General features: G+C 70.8%; 12 protein-coding genes and 1 pseudogene. 6 read left to right on the forward strand and 7 right to left on the reverse strand.

Going from position 1 to position 17295, the window contains the following annotated elements:
• Window positions 1-158 precede the first annotated feature (158 nt).
• From ACN20J_RS16775 to ACN20J_RS16805, 7 genes are all read right to left on the reverse strand, one after another.
• A complete protein-coding gene (locus ACN20J_RS16775; protein ID WP_419666210.1) occupies window positions 159-1073 on the reverse strand; it encodes a carbohydrate ABC transporter permease in 915 nt (304 codons plus the stop codon).
• Window positions 1070-2011: a carbohydrate ABC transporter permease gene (locus ACN20J_RS16780; RefSeq protein WP_190228028.1), complete on the reverse strand. Its 942-nt coding sequence runs from the start codon at window positions 2009-2011 to the stop codon at window positions 1070-1072. The genes ACN20J_RS16775 and ACN20J_RS16780 overlap by 4 nt, the downstream gene beginning before the upstream one ends.
• Window positions 2008-3366, reverse strand: coding sequence for an extracellular solute-binding protein (locus tag ACN20J_RS16785; RefSeq protein ID WP_419666211.1), 1359 nt, complete (start codon window positions 3364-3366; stop codon window positions 2008-2010). The genes ACN20J_RS16780 and ACN20J_RS16785 overlap by 4 nt, the downstream gene beginning before the upstream one ends.
• A gap of 183 nt (window positions 3367-3549) precedes the next feature.
• The gene (locus ACN20J_RS16790) at window positions 3550-4419 is read right to left on the reverse strand and encodes an SMP-30/gluconolactonase/LRE family protein (RefSeq protein WP_419666212.1); all 870 of its coding nucleotides are present in this window, start codon (window positions 4417-4419) and stop codon (window positions 3550-3552) included.
• Complete coding sequence (locus ACN20J_RS16795; protein ID WP_189838025.1) at window positions 4416-5189, reverse strand: IclR family transcriptional regulator; 774 nt, start codon at window positions 5187-5189, stop codon at window positions 4416-4418. Before ACN20J_RS16795 ends, ACN20J_RS16790 begins: the two co-directional genes overlap by 4 nt.
• Before the next feature lie 222 nt (window positions 5190-5411).
• A complete protein-coding gene (locus tag ACN20J_RS16800; RefSeq protein WP_190228025.1) occupies window positions 5412-6653 on the reverse strand; it encodes a PucR family transcriptional regulator in 1242 nt (413 codons plus the stop codon).
• A 2-nt stretch (window positions 6654-6655) separates the two neighbouring features.
• Window positions 6656-6808: a hypothetical protein gene (locus ACN20J_RS16805; protein ID WP_169801995.1), complete on the reverse strand. Its 153-nt coding sequence runs from the start codon at window positions 6806-6808 to the stop codon at window positions 6656-6658.
• A gap of 288 nt (window positions 6809-7096) precedes the next feature.
• On the opposite strand from ACN20J_RS16805, the gene ACN20J_RS16810 reads away from it, so the two are divergent.
• The 6 genes and pseudogenes from ACN20J_RS16810 (at window position 7097) to ACN20J_RS16835 (ending at window position 17293) form a co-directional block, all read left to right on the forward strand.
• Entirely contained in the window at window positions 7097-8074 is a 978-nt protein-coding gene (locus tag ACN20J_RS16810; protein ID WP_189838023.1) for a DUF3068 domain-containing protein, read from the forward strand.
• 466 nt (window positions 8075-8540) lie between these two features.
• Window positions 8541-9689, forward strand: coding sequence for a glycosyltransferase family 4 protein (locus ACN20J_RS16815; RefSeq protein ID WP_055618681.1), 1149 nt, complete (start codon window positions 8541-8543; stop codon window positions 9687-9689).
• Window positions 9690-9772: 83 nt separating this feature from the next.
• Window positions 9773-10492, forward strand: a pseudogene (locus ACN20J_RS16820) (class I SAM-dependent methyltransferase); the annotation flags it as partial.
• The gene (locus tag ACN20J_RS16825; RefSeq protein ID WP_419666213.1) at window positions 10489-15225 is read left to right on the forward strand and encodes an alpha-(1->3)-arabinofuranosyltransferase domain-containing protein; all 4737 of its coding nucleotides are present in this window, start codon (window positions 10489-10491) and stop codon (window positions 15223-15225) included. The pseudogene ACN20J_RS16820 and the gene ACN20J_RS16825, both read left to right, overlap by 4 nt.
• Window positions 15222-16544: a condensation protein gene (locus ACN20J_RS16830; protein WP_189838020.1), complete on the forward strand. Its 1323-nt coding sequence runs from the start codon at window positions 15222-15224 to the stop codon at window positions 16542-16544. The genes ACN20J_RS16825 and ACN20J_RS16830 overlap by 4 nt, the downstream gene beginning before the upstream one ends.
• Window positions 16541-17293: a class I SAM-dependent methyltransferase gene (locus ACN20J_RS16835; protein WP_361910556.1), complete on the forward strand. Its 753-nt coding sequence runs from the start codon at window positions 16541-16543 to the stop codon at window positions 17291-17293. The genes ACN20J_RS16830 and ACN20J_RS16835 overlap by 4 nt, the downstream gene beginning before the upstream one ends.
• Window positions 17294-17295 lie beyond the last annotated feature (2 nt).

A 17295-nucleotide genomic window follows, 5' to 3' on the forward strand; every position in this document is an offset into this window, starting at 1 on the left:
GGTTGCCTTGTTCGCCTTTCGGGGTGGGTGGTTGTGGTTCGTCGGCGGGTGCGGATTCGATGGGGCTGGCTGCGCAGTTCCCCGCGCCCCTGAAGGCGACGGACCCGACCGCGCCTTTCCAGCTCAGGCGGCTCAACTGGAGGTATACGTGCGGGAGTTCACTGGCCCGCGAGGCCCGTGTGGGCGACGCCGGCGACTATCTGGCGTTGGAAGAAGACGAAGACGATGATCAGCGGCAGGCCCGCCATGAGGCCGCCGGCCATGAGCTGGGCCCACTGGATGCCGTAGGAGTTCATGACGGTCGCGATGCCGTTCGGCATGGTCATCAGGTCGGGGTTGTTGGTCACCATGTAGGGCCAGAGGAAGTTGTTCCAGGACGCGATGAAGGTGAAGATGCCGACCGCGGCGAGGGAGGGGCGGGAGAGCGGGAGCACGATGGTGAAGAAGACCCGCCAGCGGCCCGCGCCGTCGATGAAGGCGGCCTCCTCCAGTTCGCGCGGGATGCCCTGGAAGAACTTGTAGAGGATGTAGACCATCGCGGCGGGCGCGCACTGCGGCAGGATCATGCCCCAGTAGGTGTCGACCATCCCCATCTGCTGGACGGTGGTGAAGAGGGGGACCCCGAGGACGGCGGGCGAGACCATCAGGCCGGTCATGACCAGGCCCAGCAGGAAGCCCTTGCCGCGGAACTCCGTGCGGGCGAAGCCGTATCCGGCGAGGGCACTGACGCTCAGCACCACGGCCGTCACGCACACCGAGACCACCAGCGAGTTCACGAACCAGTTGGTGATGTTGCCGGTCTCGAAGATCGCCGACCACGCCTGGGTCGTCCACACCTTCGGCAGCCAGTGCGGGGGCACCTCGACGGCCTCGGTCTCCGACTTGAGCGAGGTGAACAGCGCCCAGACGAGCGGCGCGAGGAACACCGCGGAGACGGCTGCACCGAGGAGCGTGAGCACGATCTGGCTGAGCGTCCAGGGCTTACGGGCCTTGGCGCGTATCCGTGCCGTGTCGCCTGCCCCTGTCCCATCGCCTGCCCGTGCCTCGGCGCGGATCTGTGCGGCGGTGCTCATCGGCCGCCCTCCTCACGGTTGCGCAGCAGCCACATCCGGGCGAGGGCGACGGCCGCGATGATCACGAAGAAGATGATGGAGATCGCCGAGGCGTAGCCGACGCGGTAGCTGGTGAAGCCCTCTTCGAGGGTGTACTGCACGAACGTCCTGGTGGATCCCTCGGGTCCGGGCAGGAAGTCCATCATCACCACGGCCTGGTCGAAGACCTGGAGCGAGGCGAGGATCTGCAGGGCGACGACGAGTCCTGTGATGTTCCGCAGCAGCGGCAGGGTGATGTGGACCATGCGGTGCCAGGCGTTCGCGCCGTCCAGCCTGGCGGCCTCGTAGAGGTGCGCCGGGATGCCCTGGAGGGCGGCGAGATAGAGCAGGAAGCTGAAGCCGACCGTCCACCACAGGGTGCAGACGACGACGGCGAGCATGGCGTACGACTTGTCGGTCAGCCACGCCGTCTCGATGCCGAAAACGTGGTTGATCATCCCGGTGCCGGGGTTGAACAGCCACTGCCACAGGTTGGCGGCGACCGTGGACGGCAGCAGGAACGGGGCGAAGAAGCACAGCCGCCAGAGCCACTTCCCGCGTTCGATGTGGTGGGCGAGCATCGCGAGGAGGAAGGCGAGGACGGTGATGCAGGGCACGACCAGGAGCGTGAAGTAGGCGCTGTGGCCCAGCGATTCCCACACCAGCGGGTCGTCCAGGGCCTCGCGGTAGTTGTCGAGGCCGATGAAGCTCGTGGCGTCGCCGGAGATGTTGGCGTCCGTGAAGCTGAGGTAGAGGCCGCGCAGCAGCGGCCAGATCACGAACAGCGCGAACAGCACGAGGAACGGGGCGACGAACCAGGCGCCGTGCTGGAAGCCCTGCCTGCGGCGGACGGTGGCGCCGGCCGCGGCGGTCCTCGCACGAGCCGGAGCGATGACGGTCTGTGCACTGGTCGCCGTCATGCGACCGCACCTCCCTGCGCGGCGGTCCTGCCGTCCATGGGGTTCTTCATGGCGAGCAGTTCGGTCAGCGTGCTCCTCATCCGGCGGGCCGCGGCATCCGGTTTGGCGGAGCCCATCGTCGAGGAGACGACGACCGGGCCGACGCGCTGGGCCAGGATGCCGGTGGACCCGGCGAACCACACCTTCGGCTCGGTGGCCTGGTGGTCCATCGCCGAGACGTACTCGCTCTGCGGGTTCAGCTTCTTGTAGGCGTCCGTGGACAGGGTGGGCGTGTAGGCGGGGATGTGGCCGCCGCCCGCCCACTGCTGGGCGTGCCGGACGATGTAGGCGGCGAGTTGGTGCGCGGCCTCGTTGGCGGCTCCGCCGCGGTCGGACTGGTGCGGCAGCACGAAGGCGTGCGACTCGGCGTGGGTGGCCGGCTTGCCGAAGACGGGCGGCAGCGGGGTCGCTCCGTAGTCGAGCTTCGCGCTGTCGAAGACCGGCACCGACCAGTTGCCCTCCCAGACGAACGGGCCGCCGTTGACGAACTGTTCGGCGCCCGCACCGCCCGCGAAGCCCGGGTCGACGTACCCGTCGGTGATGTGCCGGCGCAGGAACTCCAGTACCTGGGTGGCCTTGTCGGTGTCGAAGGTGACCTCGGCGCCGGCCTCGTCGAACCAGGTGCCGCCGAGCTGGGTGTAGAAGGCGACGAAGAACCACCACTGGAAGTTCTGGTCGCTGGACCACATGCCGATGGTCTGCAGACCCTTCTCGGTGGCCTTCTTGGCCTCCTTGAGCACGTCGAACCACTCGTCGACGGAGGTGACCGGCACGATGCGCCCGTCGTCGCCGAGCAGGCCCGCCTTCTTCAGCACGTCCTTGCGGTAGAAGCAGAGTTGTACGTGGATGTCGAGCGGGAGGGCGTAGAGCGTGCCGTCGATGACGGCTCGCTTCCACAGCTCGGGGTTGAAGTCCGCTTCCCGCACGCCGTACTTGGCGAGCAGGCCGGCGTCCCAGGGGTCCAGGAGCCGACCGGGCGAGAAGCCGGTGACCCGGCCCAGGTGCATGACGCCGAGGTCGGGTGCGCGGTTGCCCGCCGCCGCCATGGCCAGCTTTGTGTAGAAGGGACTCCCCCACTGGAGGGTGGAGTCCTTGACGTCGATGCCGGGGTTCGCCGCGCGGAAGGCGTCCAGCATCGCGATCATGTTGTACCCGTCGCCGCCGCTGAAGAGGTTCCAGTAGCGGACGCGGGTGTCCGCACCGGAAGCCAGCGCGTCCGCCCCGGTGCCGAGAACGGCGAACCCGAAACTCCCCGCGACCGTCAGCCCGCTCAGTCCCGCCAGGATCTGCCTGCGATTCAGGCCAGGTCGTCCCATACCTTGCCTAACTGTTCGAGATTTCGATGAATGCTCGCAACATCGAACGGGACCGTAGATAGGAAGCGCTTACTAGTCAATGGTTCGCGCAAAAACAGCGGCCCCCGTCCGACGTTCGGACGGGGGCTACGGATGCTTTTCCGGATACCTTTCCGGTTGCTCTACGGGACGTCGGCCGCGCGATCAGCCGGCGAAGGCGGGCTGCGGCAGGCCCTTCCCCGCGCCCGGGATCACCAGGACCGAGCCCGAGAGCGGGTGCGGGGCGGTCAGCCCCGTACGGGCCGTCGTGATGTACAGATCGGTCAGGTCGGCGCCGCCGAACGCACACGCCGTGGGGCGCGGTACCGGCAGCTCCACGACACGGTCCAGCTTGCCGTCCGGGGTGTAGCGGCGGACCGCGCCACCGTCCCACAGGGCGACCCAGACACAGCCGTCGGCGTCGACGGTGAGGCCGTCGGGAAAACCGTCGCCCTCCTCGATGGCCGCCAACCGGCGCCTGCCGCCGACCCGTTGACCGTCGAAGTCGAAGACGTCGATCCGGCGGGTCGGTGAGTCGATGTAGTACATGAGGCGGCCGTCGGGGCTCCAGCCCGTGCCGTTGCTCACCGCCACGTCGTCGAGAACCGCCTCGACCGTGCCGTCGGGGGCGACACGGGAGAGCGTGCCGCCGCCCGGCGCCTCGTCATAGCGCATGGTGCCCGCCCAGAGGGCGCCGTCGGGCGCGACCGCCGCGTCGTTGGCGCGACGGCCGGGGACGACCTCCCGGTACAGCCACCGAAAGTCACCCAAACTGTTGGAGGACTCCCCTCCGGGCGCGTAAAGCCCCACGCCATCACGGAGGTTGACGACCAGCCCGCCTCCCACGCGCGGCTTGGCGGCGCCCACATGCTGCTCGGTCGCCATGACCGTGCGACGGCCGGACACCGGGTCAAAGGTGTGGACCCGGGAGCCGAGGATGTCGATCCAGATCAGCCGCTGGGCGTCGGCGTCCCAGGTGGGGCCTTCGCCGAGGGCGGCCTCCGCCTGGACGGCCACCTCGTACGCGTACGTCATCCCACGCTCCGGTACCCGAGCCGCTCCGACAGCTCGGCGGCGCCCTTCGCGGCGAGCTGCTCCAGCTCGGCGCGGCGCTCGTCGCTCCAGCGGATCATCGGTACGGAGATGGAGAGCGCGGCCACGACCTGGCCCGTGCGGTCGCGCACCGGCGCGGCGACACAGCTGACGTCGGGGTTCGACTCGCGGCTCTCCACCGCGATGCCGCGGGCGCGGATCTCGGTGAGGGCCTCGCGCAGGGCGGCCGGCTCGGTGATGCTGTTCGGCGTCATCCGGATCAGATCGGCGTCGTCGGGGATCCGCGCGGTCAGCTCGGGCTCGGAGAGCGAGGCGAGCAGCATCTTGCCCACGGAGGTGCAGTGGGCGGGCAGCCGGCGGCCCGCGGCGGACACCATACGCACCGCGTGCGTGGAGTCGACCTTGGCGATGTAGATGACGTCCGTGCCCTCCAGGATCGCCACGTGCACGGTCTCGTCGCAGGTCTCCGCGACGGACCGGGCGACCTGCTGCCCCTCGGCGGCGAGGTCGAGCTGCTCGGAATAACGGCTGCCGAGCTGGTACGGGCGCACCCCGAGCCGGTAACGTCCCGGCTGACCCGGTACGGGCGTGATGTACGAACGGGCGGCAAGTGTCGTCACCAGCTCATGCACGGTGGTGCGCGGCAACTGGAGCTTGCGCACGATGTCGGGGGCGGAGAGCGTGCCGTCTCCGTCGAGGAAAAGCTCGAGTATGTCGAGAGCCCTGGTTACGGCAGGTACGAGGCGTCCCACAACTGGCCCCCTCCCTTGTGTTCGAAATTTCAACAGACGATCGGCATAGCGAACACAGGCTACTCATACCGATTACGGCCGGGCAATGGCCTTGCGACAATGGGTGGGCGAGCGGTTACGGGTGGGCGGGACGGTCACGGGCGAAGTGAACGGTCACCGGCGCCCCGAACGCCCACCCGAGGGCACGCAGTAAACGGGTGGGTGGGCGGGCAAGGGGGTCACTCAACGCCGGGCGCGGGGATCTCCCAGCTCCCCCCGAAGCCGCTGAGCCCGAAGCACCAGCTCCAGTTCGAATCGCCGATCCGGGTCATCGACCTCGTCCCCCCAAAGCTCCCTGATCTGCCGAAGGCGATACCGCACGGTCTGGGGATGGACCCCGAGGCGCGCGGCCACTTCGGGAGCACCGCCCCGCGTCTCCAGCCACGCCAGCAGGGTCTCCGCCAGCCGCCGCCCGTGCGTGGGCCCGCAGTGGGCGAGCGGCTCCAGACACCGCAGCGCCAGGTCGTCGATCAGTTCCTCGGGCTGGAGCAGGACCAGCGCCTCCGTGTGCTGGGTGCAGTACAGCACCTCGCCCGGCGGCAGCAGCCCGCGCTCCATGAGCCGTACGGCCGCCTCGGCCCAGCGCAGCGACTTCGCCGCGTCGGCCAGCGGAACGGGCGGCCCGATCGCACCGGCCCACCCCGTCAGCGCCCGGTGCAAGAGCTCGGGGCGCCCGGCGGCATCAGGCTCGGGCACGACCATCCGGGGCTGCTCGTACTCCATATCCAACAGCACACCCTGTCCGACAGCGGGGGCAACGGCCTCACGGGCGGGCCGCAACAGCACACCCACCGCGACCTTGTCGGGCAGCGGCCAGCCGATCCGGGCGGCCCGCTCCGAGAGCGCCTCGGCCGGATCGCCCCGGTGGTGCTCGGCAAGCAGCAACTCCATCAACCGCCGCTGCAGACGCAACCGCTCTCCGGCCTGCCGGGCGGCGGCCTCGGCGTATCCGCGTACGGACTGGTCGACCAGCCCGTCCAGATACTCGTAACCGGCGTCGACCAGCTCGTACATCGCGGGCGGCGGGATCTCCACGCGCGTGCCGATCTCGGCGAATCGGCGCCAGGCGAGCCGCACACCGAGCCGGTAGATCGCCTGAAGCGAATCAAGGCTGCGGCCGTGCAGGCCCTCACCGCGGCCGAACTCCTGGAAGACCTCGGGGTGGACGCGCGGGCGCCCCTCGGCGGTCTCCAGATGCTGAACGAACACCTCGATGGCCCGCCGGATCCCGACCAGCGCCATCGGCTCCCCGGAGTCGTCGAGCACGACGGGCAGATGAGGGTATTCACGACGTATTTCCTGAAGGATCTCCTCGGCGAGTATGGGCGCCTCGGCCATGGCGAGCGCCGCGAACTGGCGGACCTGGAGGCGCGGCACGTCGTGCCAGGCCGAGCGCACGGTGACGGGTCCCCGGCGTAGGGCCATGATCAGCGCTCCTGGCCGGCCGTCTCATAGGTGATGAGCGGCGTGTTCGGCTGTTCGGGGGTCGCGTCGAGCAGCGCGACGATACCGAGGGCGGCGCCCACGGCGAGTACGGCGGCAGCCGCCACGGTCAGCAGCGCGGCGAGCAGTCTGGGCATCGCGGGTCAGCCTCTCTGTCGGAGGTCGTCCCACCCGAGCGCTCCACCGGGAGCGCCATCCGAAATCTGCGGGCCGTTCATGGCCGATCGCGCAGTTCCCCGCGCCCCTTCCGGAGCACGGCACATCCCCATCTTCACCGGGCCCGTCCGGCGAGCCCCAGTCTCGACAACGCATTGACACTTCGTCAAGGGTGCGCCTACGGTTCCCGCCCCATACCGCACGTGCACCCTCCACCACCGTGCCGGCACAGCCCGTGCCGCGTCACCAAGAGCCCCTGGAGTGCCCGGATGCGCCGTACAACCTCACCCTTTTCACTGGTCGTCCTGGGTCTGGGCGTGTTCCTGCTCGTCCTGGCCCCCCTGCTCGCCTGGTACGTCGAGCCACGTGCTCAACGCACGCCCGTCGACATCGACTCGAAGACGGTCTTCACCGGTACGGGCAGCTATTTCGACACGGACGAGATCGAAACCGTCCGCGACAAGAAGATCACCATCACCCGCCAGGTCCGCGGCGATGTCGCCGACAGCGAGAAGAGCGGCCGGGCCGTCTGGGACGTGTCCACGTCCGTGGACACCGCCAAGTCGCTGCCCGCCGCCGACCCCCACGACTCGCTGCAGTGGACCATGGAGCGCTGGGTCACCGACCGCAAGACGAACAAGCCGGTCCACTGCTGCGACGAGGAGCCGTACTACGAGGGCGAGGCCTACCTGAAGTTCCCCTTCGACGTGCAGAAACGCTCCTACATCTGGTGGGACAGCACGCTCGGCTCGACCGTCACGCTGGCGTACAAGGGCACGAAGAAGATCCAGGGGTACGAGGGCCTCCGCTTCACCGGAACCGTGCGCGCCACCAAGACCGGAACCCGGCTGGTACCGGGCACGCTCGTCGGCGAGAAGGACGCCGGTCAGGTGCTCGCCGAGGAGTGGTACGCCAACCACGGCATCGAGCTCGTGGCCGACCAGCGCACGGGCCGGATCATCTACGCGGCGATCGGCCCCCGCAAGACGCTCCGGGCCCCCGGCGGCGACAAGGATGCCGTGGTCCTGCTCGACAGCGAGCGAATAGCCTTCACCCCCGAGACCCAGAAGGAACAGGTCGACCTGGCCGACAAGGACAGCGGCCAACTGCGCATGGTGGGCCAGACGTTGCCCCTGGGAACGGGTGTGGCGGGCTTCCTCCTCACACTCGCGGGGGTCGTTTTGGTGGTACGAGGGCGTCCACATCCCGAAACGTCCGAGAGCTCCCAGCAGCCGCTCACAATGTGATGAGACGTCAGCTGGATAAAGCCCCGAAATTATCACTTCGGTGAGTAGCCGCATCGAACCAGCGGGCGAAAACTATCCACCCCACCCGAACACAGCCCGACCACATCCCCATCACAGTTCGGCCCCGCAGTCGCAGTACGAAACGGGAGCGGGACGGGTCGGTACGTCGAGCCCGCCGCGTAGGGCTCCTCCAAAAGAGGAGCACCTCCGAAACCCACAGCCGTACACCCGGAGTGCGGCGGGCTCGACGTACCGGCACGGCCCGCGTACCCACAACACACCGCGAGAAAAGACCAAGCCGCACCGCAAAAAGAACCAAACCGCACCGCGAGCCACAACGAACCCGCACCGGGAGACCACCACAGAACCCCACCCCACCCCACTCCACTCCACCCCACCGAGCCCCACCTCACCCCCCACCCCACCCTCACGCTGGTTCCGCACCCCGAGACGAGTTGGAGCACCCATGCCCCAGCACGTGCCTTCGTCGTTGCGCGCCGCCTTCCCCCGCTCCGCGCAGCGACCCCCGGCGCTCCCCCCACAGCCGCGCCGAATCGTTTTCCTCGCCCGTCGTGACTTCGGCAACGAAGCCGCGGGCGGCTCCGAACTCCTCGTAGACAGACTCGCCGAGGGCCTGACCCACCTCGGCCACCAGGTCACCCTGCTCTGCGGCGGCCCCGCCGCGTACCGCGACTACCGCGTCGTGTCGGCGGGCGGCGACCTCGGCCACTACCTGCGCGCCAGATCGGCGTTCCAGCGCCAGATCGGCGACTGCGACCTGCTCGTAGAGGTCTGCAACGGCATGCCGTACCTGGCCCCCCTGTGGCACCGCGGCCCGACCCTCTGCCTGGTCAACCACGTGCACACCGACCTGTGGCGGATGCGGTTCAACGGCCCGCTGGCCCCCGCCGCCCGGCTCGGCCGAAGACTCGAACACTGGGCCCTCGCCGGCGCACAGCGCCACAACCTGCTGGTCGCCGTCTCCCCGTCGACGGCACACGCGCTGCGCGCGATCGGGGTGGAGCGCGAACGCATCCGGGTCGTCCACAACGGCGTGGAGGAGCCGGGCCCGCCCACCGAACGCTCACCGGAACCGCTGTTCCTGGCGATGGGCAGGCTGGTCGAGTACAAGCGGATAGATCTGCTCCTCCGCCTGTGGGAACGGGTCCGCCCAGTGACAGGCGGCCGACTGGTCATAGTCGGCGACGGCCCCGAACGGGAAAGACTCGAACAACTAGCGGGCCCGGGCGTCGAGTTCAGGGGCCATGTCTCCGAGACGGAGAAGCACCGCCTGCTCTGCGCGGCCTGGCTGCTGCTGCACCCCTCGGCCGTAGAGGGCTGGGGCCTGGTGGTGACGGAGGCGGCGGCCCGCGAGACCCCGGCCATCGCCTTCGACGTACCCGGCCTGCGCGACTCGATCGTGGACGGCGAGACGGGCCTGCTGGCCCGCGGCGAGTCCTCGTTCGCGGCGGCCTGGTGCACCCTCGCCCTGTCCACCCACCGTCGCACGCTCATGGGCAAGGCGGCCGGCGACCGCGCCACCCAGTTCCGCTGGCACCGCACGGTCCGCCAGTTCAGAGCGGTGGCAACAGAGGCGGTGAGGAACTGGCCATGACGCCTGCCGGGGGAAAAAACACAAACGCAACCCCATCCCCAAGCCCAAACACGAGCCCAAGCCCAAGCCCCAAAACAGGCTTCAAGGACCCATCCCTACGCCGCTCCCTCGCCCTCTTCCGAGCCTTCCGCCACGAGCAGGCCGACCCCGAGGCCTGCTACTCCCTGCTCGCACGCGACGCGGCGAACCAGGTCGAGGCGTACGACGGCCCCGTGAGGGGCCGGACAGTCGTGGACATCGGCGGCGGAGGCGGCTACTTCACGGACGAGTTCAGGCGGCGCGGCGCACACGGCTACCTCTTCGAGCCGGACATGCGGGAACTCGGCCCGAAACCACCACAGGGCGCGGTGGTCGCGGACGGATACCTCCTGCCGCTCGCCGACGCGGTGGCGGACGTCAGCTTCTCCTCCAACGTCCTGGAGCATGTGGCGGATCCGCAGACCTTCCTCAGCGAGATGGTGCGGGTGACGAAACCCGGCGGCCTGATCTACGTGTCGTTCACCAACTGGCTGTCCCCATGGGGCGGTCACGAGTGGGCGCCCTGGCACTACCTGGGCGCGGAGCGGGCCCGCGCCCGCTACAGCCGTCGTACCGGCAGGCCCGCCAAGCACACCCTCGGCGAGAACCTCTTCGCCGTACACATCGGACCCACCCTGCGGCAGGTGCGCGCCCGGGACGACGTAAAGGTCGTCTCGGCTCGTTCCCGCTACTGGCCGTTCCTCGCCCAGGCCGTCGCGAAGGCGCCGGGGCTGCGCGAGTTCGCCACCTGGAACCTCCTCCTCATTCTCCGGCGGTATCCATGACCAGCACGGTCCAGGCCCCTCCCCCGGCGCGCACCCGTCCGCTCGCCCCCGACCCCGGCCCCGCCCGGGGCCCGCGGTCGCGGCGGTGGCTGCTGGGGTTCTGGGCCGTGGTGTTCGTGCTGTTCCTCGCGGTGGACCCGGGCCGGCAGACGTTCGACACGAAGCTCGGTGTCGCGCTCGACCCGTGGCAGTTCCTGTCCGACCTGGGCCAGCTCTGGCACGACCGGGGCGGCTTCGGCGGCATCGCGGACCAGTACGTCGGCTACGCCTTCCCGATGCTGCCGTACTACGGCCTGTGCGAGCTGATCAACCTCCCGGTGTGGCTGGCCGAGCGGCTGTGGATGTCGCTCATCGTCGCGGTCGCCTTCTGGGGCGCACTGCGGCTCGCCGAACGGCTGGACATCGGAAGCAACGCGTCCCGACTCCTCGGCGCACTCACGTACGCGCTCTGGCCGGTGTTCACGATCGTCGTCGGCTCAACTTCCGCCGCCGCACTACCCGGCGCCTTTCTTCCCTGGGTGCTGCTGCCGCTGACGAACGAGCGCCACAGCGCCCGGGTCGCCGCACTCCGCTCGGCGCTGATCATCCCCTTCATGGGAGGCGTCAACGCGGCCTCGACTCTCGCCTCTCTGCTGCCAGTCGGTCTCTACCTCCTCTCCCGCCCACGCGGCCCCCGGCAGCGCAAGCTGATCGCCTGGTGGATCCCGGGCGTGCTCCTGGCGACCGCCTGGTGGGTGGTCCCACTCCTCATGCTGGGCATCTACGGCGAGAACTTCCTTCCGTACGTGGAGAGTTCACAGACCACGACGGACACGATGTCGGCGACGGAGGCCCTGCGCGGCGCCGGGAACTGGGTCGCCTATCTGCACTTCGGCGAGGCCTGGCTGCCGGCCGGCTGGACGGTCGCGGCCTCGGTGATCGTGATCGTCTCGTCGGCGCTCGCGGCCGGGCTCGGTCTCGCCGGACTGGCCCGCCGTGACCTGCCCGAGCGGCGCTGGCTGGTCCTGACCGTGCTGTCGGTCGCGCTCATCACCCTTGCCGGGTACGGCGGTTCGTTCGGCGCGCCCTTCCACGGCGTCGTCCAGGACTGGCTGGACGGCGGGCTCGTGCCCTTCCGGAACATCTACAAGTTCCAGACGGGACTGGCCCTCGCCCTCGTCTTCGGCCTGATGCACCTGGTCGGCGTCGCCTCGCAGTCGCGCGGGGCCCGCCCCGTGCGCGGCCGTCGGTACGTGGCCCTGGTCGCCGCGATCCTCGTACTCCCCGGTCTCGCCTGGCCCTACCTCAACGGGTCGATCCTGCAGCCGGGTTCGTTCCAGCAGCTTCCCAAGTACTGGCAGTCCACGGCCGACTGGCTGGAGAAGTACTCGCCGGACTCCCGTGCCCTCGTCGTGCCCGCCACCGCGCACGGCATCTACACCTGGGGCTCGCCCATCGACCAGCCCCTCGACGTGCTCGCCGACTCCCGCTGGGCCCAGCGGGACTACGTGCCGTTCGGCACCGCGGGCAACCGGCGCGCGATGGACGCGGTCGAGCAGTCCCTGCTGACGGGCGGCGAAGTCCCGGGCCTGGCCGACTACTTGAGCCGGGCCGGCCTCTACTACGTCGTCGTCCGCAACGATCTCGACCCCGACCAGCTCGGCTACGTACCGACCACGACCGTCAAGCGCACCCTGGAGGAGTCGGGCTACCGGCGGGTGACCGGCCTCGGTCCGGTGATGACGGGCGGGCGCATCGCGGAGAACACCCCCGTACAGATAGAGGGGTTGTACCCGCGGCAGCGGGCCGTCGAGATCTACGAGCCGGCGAGCGCGGACGTGCCGCGGCCCGGGCAGGCCGGTCTGAAGGCGGTCGCCGACACGGCCGTTGTCTCCGGCGGGCCCGAGGCGCTGCTGCCGCTGTCCGCCGACCCGACCATGCGCGACCGGGCCGCCGTGCTGACCGGCGACAACCATCCCGGCCTGGGCGCCCCCGAGTTGCAGGTGGTGGGCGACGGACTGCGGCGCGCGGACACCCGGTTCGGCCTGGTCAACGCCAACACGTCGTACACGTACACCCGCGACGAACGCAATCACTCCGACAGCTTCCAGGACGCCGGTGAGAAGCCGCACCAGATCCTGCCGACCGAGGGCATCGGGCACCAGACGGTGGCCGAACTGCGCGGCGCGCGCTCGGTGTCCGCGTCGTCGAGCGGCAACTGGATGTTCTATCTGCCGCAGTACGACCCGGTGAACGCCTTCGACGGCAATCCGAACACCGCCTGGGCCGAGGGCGCGGCGGGTTCGGCGGACGGGCAGTGGCTGCGGATCGGCTTCACGGACGAGACGGAGATCCCCGACTCGATCCGGGTCACCCCGCTGCCGCAGGACAGCGTGCGCTCGGCGCCGACCCGGGTGCGCGTGGAGACGGAGCGCGGCTCCGAGACGAGCACGCTCCAGGCCAACGGCATGCGCCAGCGCATCAAGGCCCCTGAGGGGGCGACGAGTTGGCTGAAGGTCACCATCGTCGACTCGGCGGCCCGGCGCTCCGACCTGTCCGGCGCGGGCTTCTCCGAGATCACCATTCCCGACGTCCAGGTGACCCGCATGCTGCGGCTCCCGACGGACGCCGAGCGCACCGACGCCGCCGCCGAGGTCGTCTCGCTGCACCGCGCCACCGACCCGGGCGGCTTCTCGCCGACGGGCACGGAGGCGGGGCTGCACCGCCGCTGGACCTCGGAGTCGGCGGGCACGTACGAGGTGAAGGCGAGCGCCATCCCCGTGCCGAGCGACGAGCTCGACGAGCTGCTCTACAAGGTCGCGCCCGAGCAGCGGAACCGGATCACGGCGACCGCCGACTCGACGGCCCTGCTCGGCACCGGGCTCTCACCGCGCAACCTCACCGACGGGAATCTGTCCACGGCCTGGATCGCCGGGGACAACCCGACCATCCATCTGCGCTGGCCGGACAAGCAGGCCGTGGGCGAGATCGTGCTGGCTCCGGCTGGCGGGCTCTCCACCCGGCCGACCGAGGTCAACATCAGCTCGCCGGACGGCTCGACGATCGCGGGCGTCGACGAGAACGGTGTCGTCCGCTTCGATCCGATCACCACGGACCGGCTCGACATCACCATCACCGAGACGGCCCCGATGACCGTCCACAACCCGCTCGCCGACGAGGACCTGCAGCTCCCGGTCGGCCTCACCGAGGCATACGTCCCGGCCCTGGACCAGTACCGCACCCCGCAGCCCCGCAGCACCCGCACCTTCGACGTCCCCTGCGGGGAGGGTCCGACGCTCGCCGTCGACGACGAGCTGTACCAGACCAGCGCGAAGGGCACGGTGCAGGACCTCGTCGAGCGCCGGCCCATCGAGCTGACGCTCTGCCAGGAGGGGCGCGAAGACCCGGAGTTGTCCCTCGGCTCGGGCTCGCACCGGGTCGAGGCGGGCGACGCGGGACCGCTCGCCGTCACCGACGTCACGCTGACGCGCGGCACGCTCACCACACCCACCGCGCTCAACCGTGAACTCGGCATACGGGACTGGCTCGGCGACCGCCGCGAGGTGAGCGTCGGCTCGGGCGCGGCCTCGTACCTGACGACGTACGAGAACTTCAACGACGGCTGGAAGGCCACGCTCAACGGCAAGAAGCTCGACCCGGTGCGACTCGACGGCTGGCAGCAGGGCTGGCGGGTCCCGGCGGGCGCGGGCGGCACGGTCAAACTGTCGTACGAGCCGTCCACGCTGTACGAGGCCGGGCTGATCGGCGGCGGTGTCGCGGTGCTCCTGCTCGCGGGGCTCGTGCTCTTCCGGCGGAACTCGCCCAACACGGACGAGCCCTCGCCGGTGCCGCCCCCGCCCGGTCTGGTCCTGGGCACGGTCGCGCTCACGCTCGTCGGGATCGTGATCGCCGGGTTCTTCGCGCTGCTGGTGCCCTTGCTGGCGCTGCTCGCGTGGCGGCGGCACGCCCTGCTGGTGCCCATCGCGTTCCTCGCCCTCGCGGGGGCCGGGATCGCCGCCGCGACCGGGGCCGGGGAGCCGGTCGCCGAGGGCGCGGGGGCGTTCGGACCCACGGCCCAACTGCTGGCGCTGATCGGGCTGTTCGCCGGGTTGGTGTCGGTCGGGGAGGCCTCGTACGGGGCTCGGAGTCCCGGTGGGGGCCAGGCCTTCGGGACCTCCGGCGCTCACGGGTATCCCGGAGCTCCCGGCACTCCCCCCAGTACGCCTCCCGGCGCTCCTCCCGGCACAGGCACTCCCGCCGCTTCGGGGTATCCAGGTGCTCCCAGTGCCAGCGCGCTGCCACCACCCGCGCCGGGCACCGAGGCGCCGACCGAGCCGCTGCCGCAGCGGCGGCGGGGTGAGAGCGCGGGGCCGGGCGCCTCCGAATCGTCCCGGGCGCCCGAGGCACACCACGGGATGCCCGGAGTGTCCGGAGCGCCGACAGCCCCGGGCACGGCACCGGAGCAAGGGGCCGGACCGGCCTCGGGAGAGGCCGGGACCCCGCCCGCCCCCAGGGTGGCCTCCGGCCCGACGATCTCCGCCCGCGGGCCGGGGTCCGCGCAGCCGGAGCCCGACCCGCCCACCACGCGGTTCGGCTTCCGGAAGCCGAAGTTCAGGGCGACGCCGCCGGAGGAGCCGAGGCCGGAACGTTCCGGAGGGGCGAGTCCCGCGGACCCCGAGGACGCCAGGCCGCCCCGCGCCGAGGACCCGCGGCCCGCACGGCCCGAGGAGACGGGGGAAGGCGAACACACATGACCACGCTGGACCACCCGGCACGCGACGGCACGGACGGCCCCGTGGAGCCGCCCGCCCGCATCCCGTTCCCCGTCGTGGACGAGGTCGCCCGGCACTGCCTCCAGGAGGAGGAGCCGGAGACCGTCCACATCGAGGTGCATCTGCCGGGCCGTCTCGACCCGGACCGGCTGCGGGCGGCGTTCACCGGGGCCCTGCACCGCCATCCCCGCATCCTGATGCGCGAGGCGCGGCGCCCCTGGTACGGGCGGCGGTACGAGTGGGAGCTCACCCCGGACGCGGACGTGGAGGTCGTCCTGTTCCCGCCGCCGGACCGGGACGCCCTGAAGCACGCCCGCGACCGGGCTCTCCAGGACGCCCCGCCGCTGTCGGCCTCGCCGCCGATCCGCCTCGAAGTGGTCCTCGATCCGGAGGCCGACGACACGGTCCTCTTCGTCACGATCAACCACACCGCCCTCGACGGCCCCGCCTGTCTGCGGGTCCTCGCCACCGCCGCCGAGTTGTACGGCGGCAAGGACAACTCCCCTGCGGCGCCCCCGACCCGTACGACGTCCGAGGCGCCGGGCGCCATCGACGCGCCCTCGACCTGGGCCCCGCCCGCGCGGGTGGCGCACGGCGCGCCCGAGCCCTCGCCCGGCAACGGCATGCTCGTCGCCGAGTTCGGCGTCCCGCGCCGGCCCAAGGGTTCCCCGTACACCGTGAACGACCAGCTCATGGTGGCCACCGCCCTGATGATCACCCACTGGAACCGGGAACACGGTGCCCGGCCGCGCCCGTTGCGCATCACGATGCCGGTGGACGACCGCACCCGTGACACCGACATGCCGATCGGCAACGGCACGCGGCTCGTCGAAGTCCCCTTCGCGCCCGGGGAGTTGGACGCCTCGGACATGGCGGGCCTGCTGCGGCGCACTGCGGACCGCACCCGTGCGCTCAAGGCGCTGCCGCGGCCCCAACTCGGTCACGGGGCAGCCCTGTTGACGGCCCCGGTGGTCCCGGTGGCCTGGCGGGCCGCGTTCACCCGGGGGCTGCGGAGGGCCGCCGGGCCCTGGACGTCGACCACGCTGCTGAGCAACATCGGCCGCATTCCGTACGCCCTCGACTTCGGTGAGGGGGCGGGGCGTGCGCACGCGGTGTGGTTCTCGGCGCCGGCCCGGATGCCGCGCGGGCTGACAGTCACAACGGCGTCCACGGCGGGCCGGCTGCACGTGGCGTTCCGCTGGTCCCGCAGGCTCCTCAGCCACGGCGACGGCTCCCATCTCCGCGACCTCTTCGAGCACTACCTGCACGCCACGGAACACGCCACGGAGAGTGCCCCATGACCACGGCTCCGCCCCGCCCGTCCGGCAGCCAACCTCCGCACGGACTGCGGGACTTCTACGAGGACCCGGCCGTGCCGGTCGCCTCCGGCGCGCCCCGCAGTCTGCGCCAGGCCCGGATGCTGGCCGCCGCACTCGGCCCGGCCGCGTCCGGTGCGCGGACGGTCATCGACATCGGCTGCGGCGACGGATCCGCCGCCGCGACCGCGGCGCCGCTGCTGGCCGGCCATCGCATCGTCGGCGTCGACTGGTCCCAGGACGCCCTCAGACGCGCCCACGCCCATCTGCCGTACGCGGTACGCGGCGAACTCACCGACGGCGGGCTGCCGTTCAGGTCCGCCTCCGCCGACGCCGTCCTGTTCAGCGAGGTCGTCGAACACCTCGTGGACCCGGACGCGGCACTCGACGAGATCCACCGGATCCTCCGCCCGGGAGGTCATCTCATGCTCTCCACACCGAACTTGGCCGCCTGGTACAACCGCGCCCTGCTGCTCGCCGGTGTCCAGCCCGTCTTCTCCGAGGTGAGCCTGCGCGCCATCCACGGCCGCCCCGGCAAGGAGGTCGTGGGCCATCTGCGGCTCTACACGGCCCGTGCGCTGCGGGAGTTCGTGACCGCGTCGGGCTTCGAGGTCGTACGGCTGAGGGGCGCGCCCTTCCACGGGGTGCCCCGGCCCATGCGCCCGCTGGACCGGCTGGCGTGTGCCGTGCCGTCGATGTCCTCGATCCTGCTCCTGCACGCGCGAAGGACGTAGAC

Source organism: Streptomyces sp. 2-1 (assembly GCF_048564895.1).
Taxonomy (GTDB): domain Bacteria; phylum Actinomycetota; class Actinomycetes; order Streptomycetales; family Streptomycetaceae; genus Streptomyces; species Streptomyces phaeochromogenes.

Excerpts from the sequence above, each read along its gene's own strand:
- ACN20J_RS16775 (WP_419666210.1), bottom strand. The coding sequence starts at position 1,073 with ATGAGCACCGCCGCACAGATCCGCGCCGAGGCACGGGCAGGCGATGGG.
- ACN20J_RS16780 (WP_190228028.1), bottom strand. The coding sequence starts at position 2,011 with ATGACGGCGACCAGTGCACAGACCGTCATCGCTCCGGCTCGTGCGAGG.
- ACN20J_RS16785 (WP_419666211.1), bottom strand. The coding sequence starts at position 3,366 with ATGGGACGACCTGGCCTGAATCGCAGGCAGATCCTGGCGGGACTGAGC.
- ACN20J_RS16790 (WP_419666212.1), bottom strand. The coding sequence starts at position 4,419 with ATGACGTACGCGTACGAGGTGGCCGTCCAGGCGGAGGCCGCCCTCGGC.
- ACN20J_RS16800 (WP_190228025.1), bottom strand. The coding sequence starts at position 6,653 with ATGGCCCTACGCCGGGGACCCGTCACCGTGCGCTCGGCCTGGCACGAC.
- ACN20J_RS16805 (WP_169801995.1), bottom strand. The coding sequence starts at position 6,808 with ATGCCCAGACTGCTCGCCGCGCTGCTGACCGTGGCGGCTGCCGCCGTA.
- ACN20J_RS16810 (WP_189838023.1), top strand. The coding sequence starts at position 7,097 with ATGCGCCGTACAACCTCACCCTTTTCACTGGTCGTCCTGGGTCTGGGC.
- ACN20J_RS16815 (WP_055618681.1), top strand. The coding sequence starts at position 8,541 with ATGCCCCAGCACGTGCCTTCGTCGTTGCGCGCCGCCTTCCCCCGCTCC.
- ACN20J_RS16825 (WP_419666213.1), top strand. The coding sequence starts at position 10,489 with ATGACCAGCACGGTCCAGGCCCCTCCCCCGGCGCGCACCCGTCCGCTC.
- ACN20J_RS16830 (WP_189838020.1), top strand. The coding sequence starts at position 15,222 with ATGACCACGCTGGACCACCCGGCACGCGACGGCACGGACGGCCCCGTG.
- ACN20J_RS16835 (WP_361910556.1), top strand. The coding sequence starts at position 16,541 with ATGACCACGGCTCCGCCCCGCCCGTCCGGCAGCCAACCTCCGCACGGA.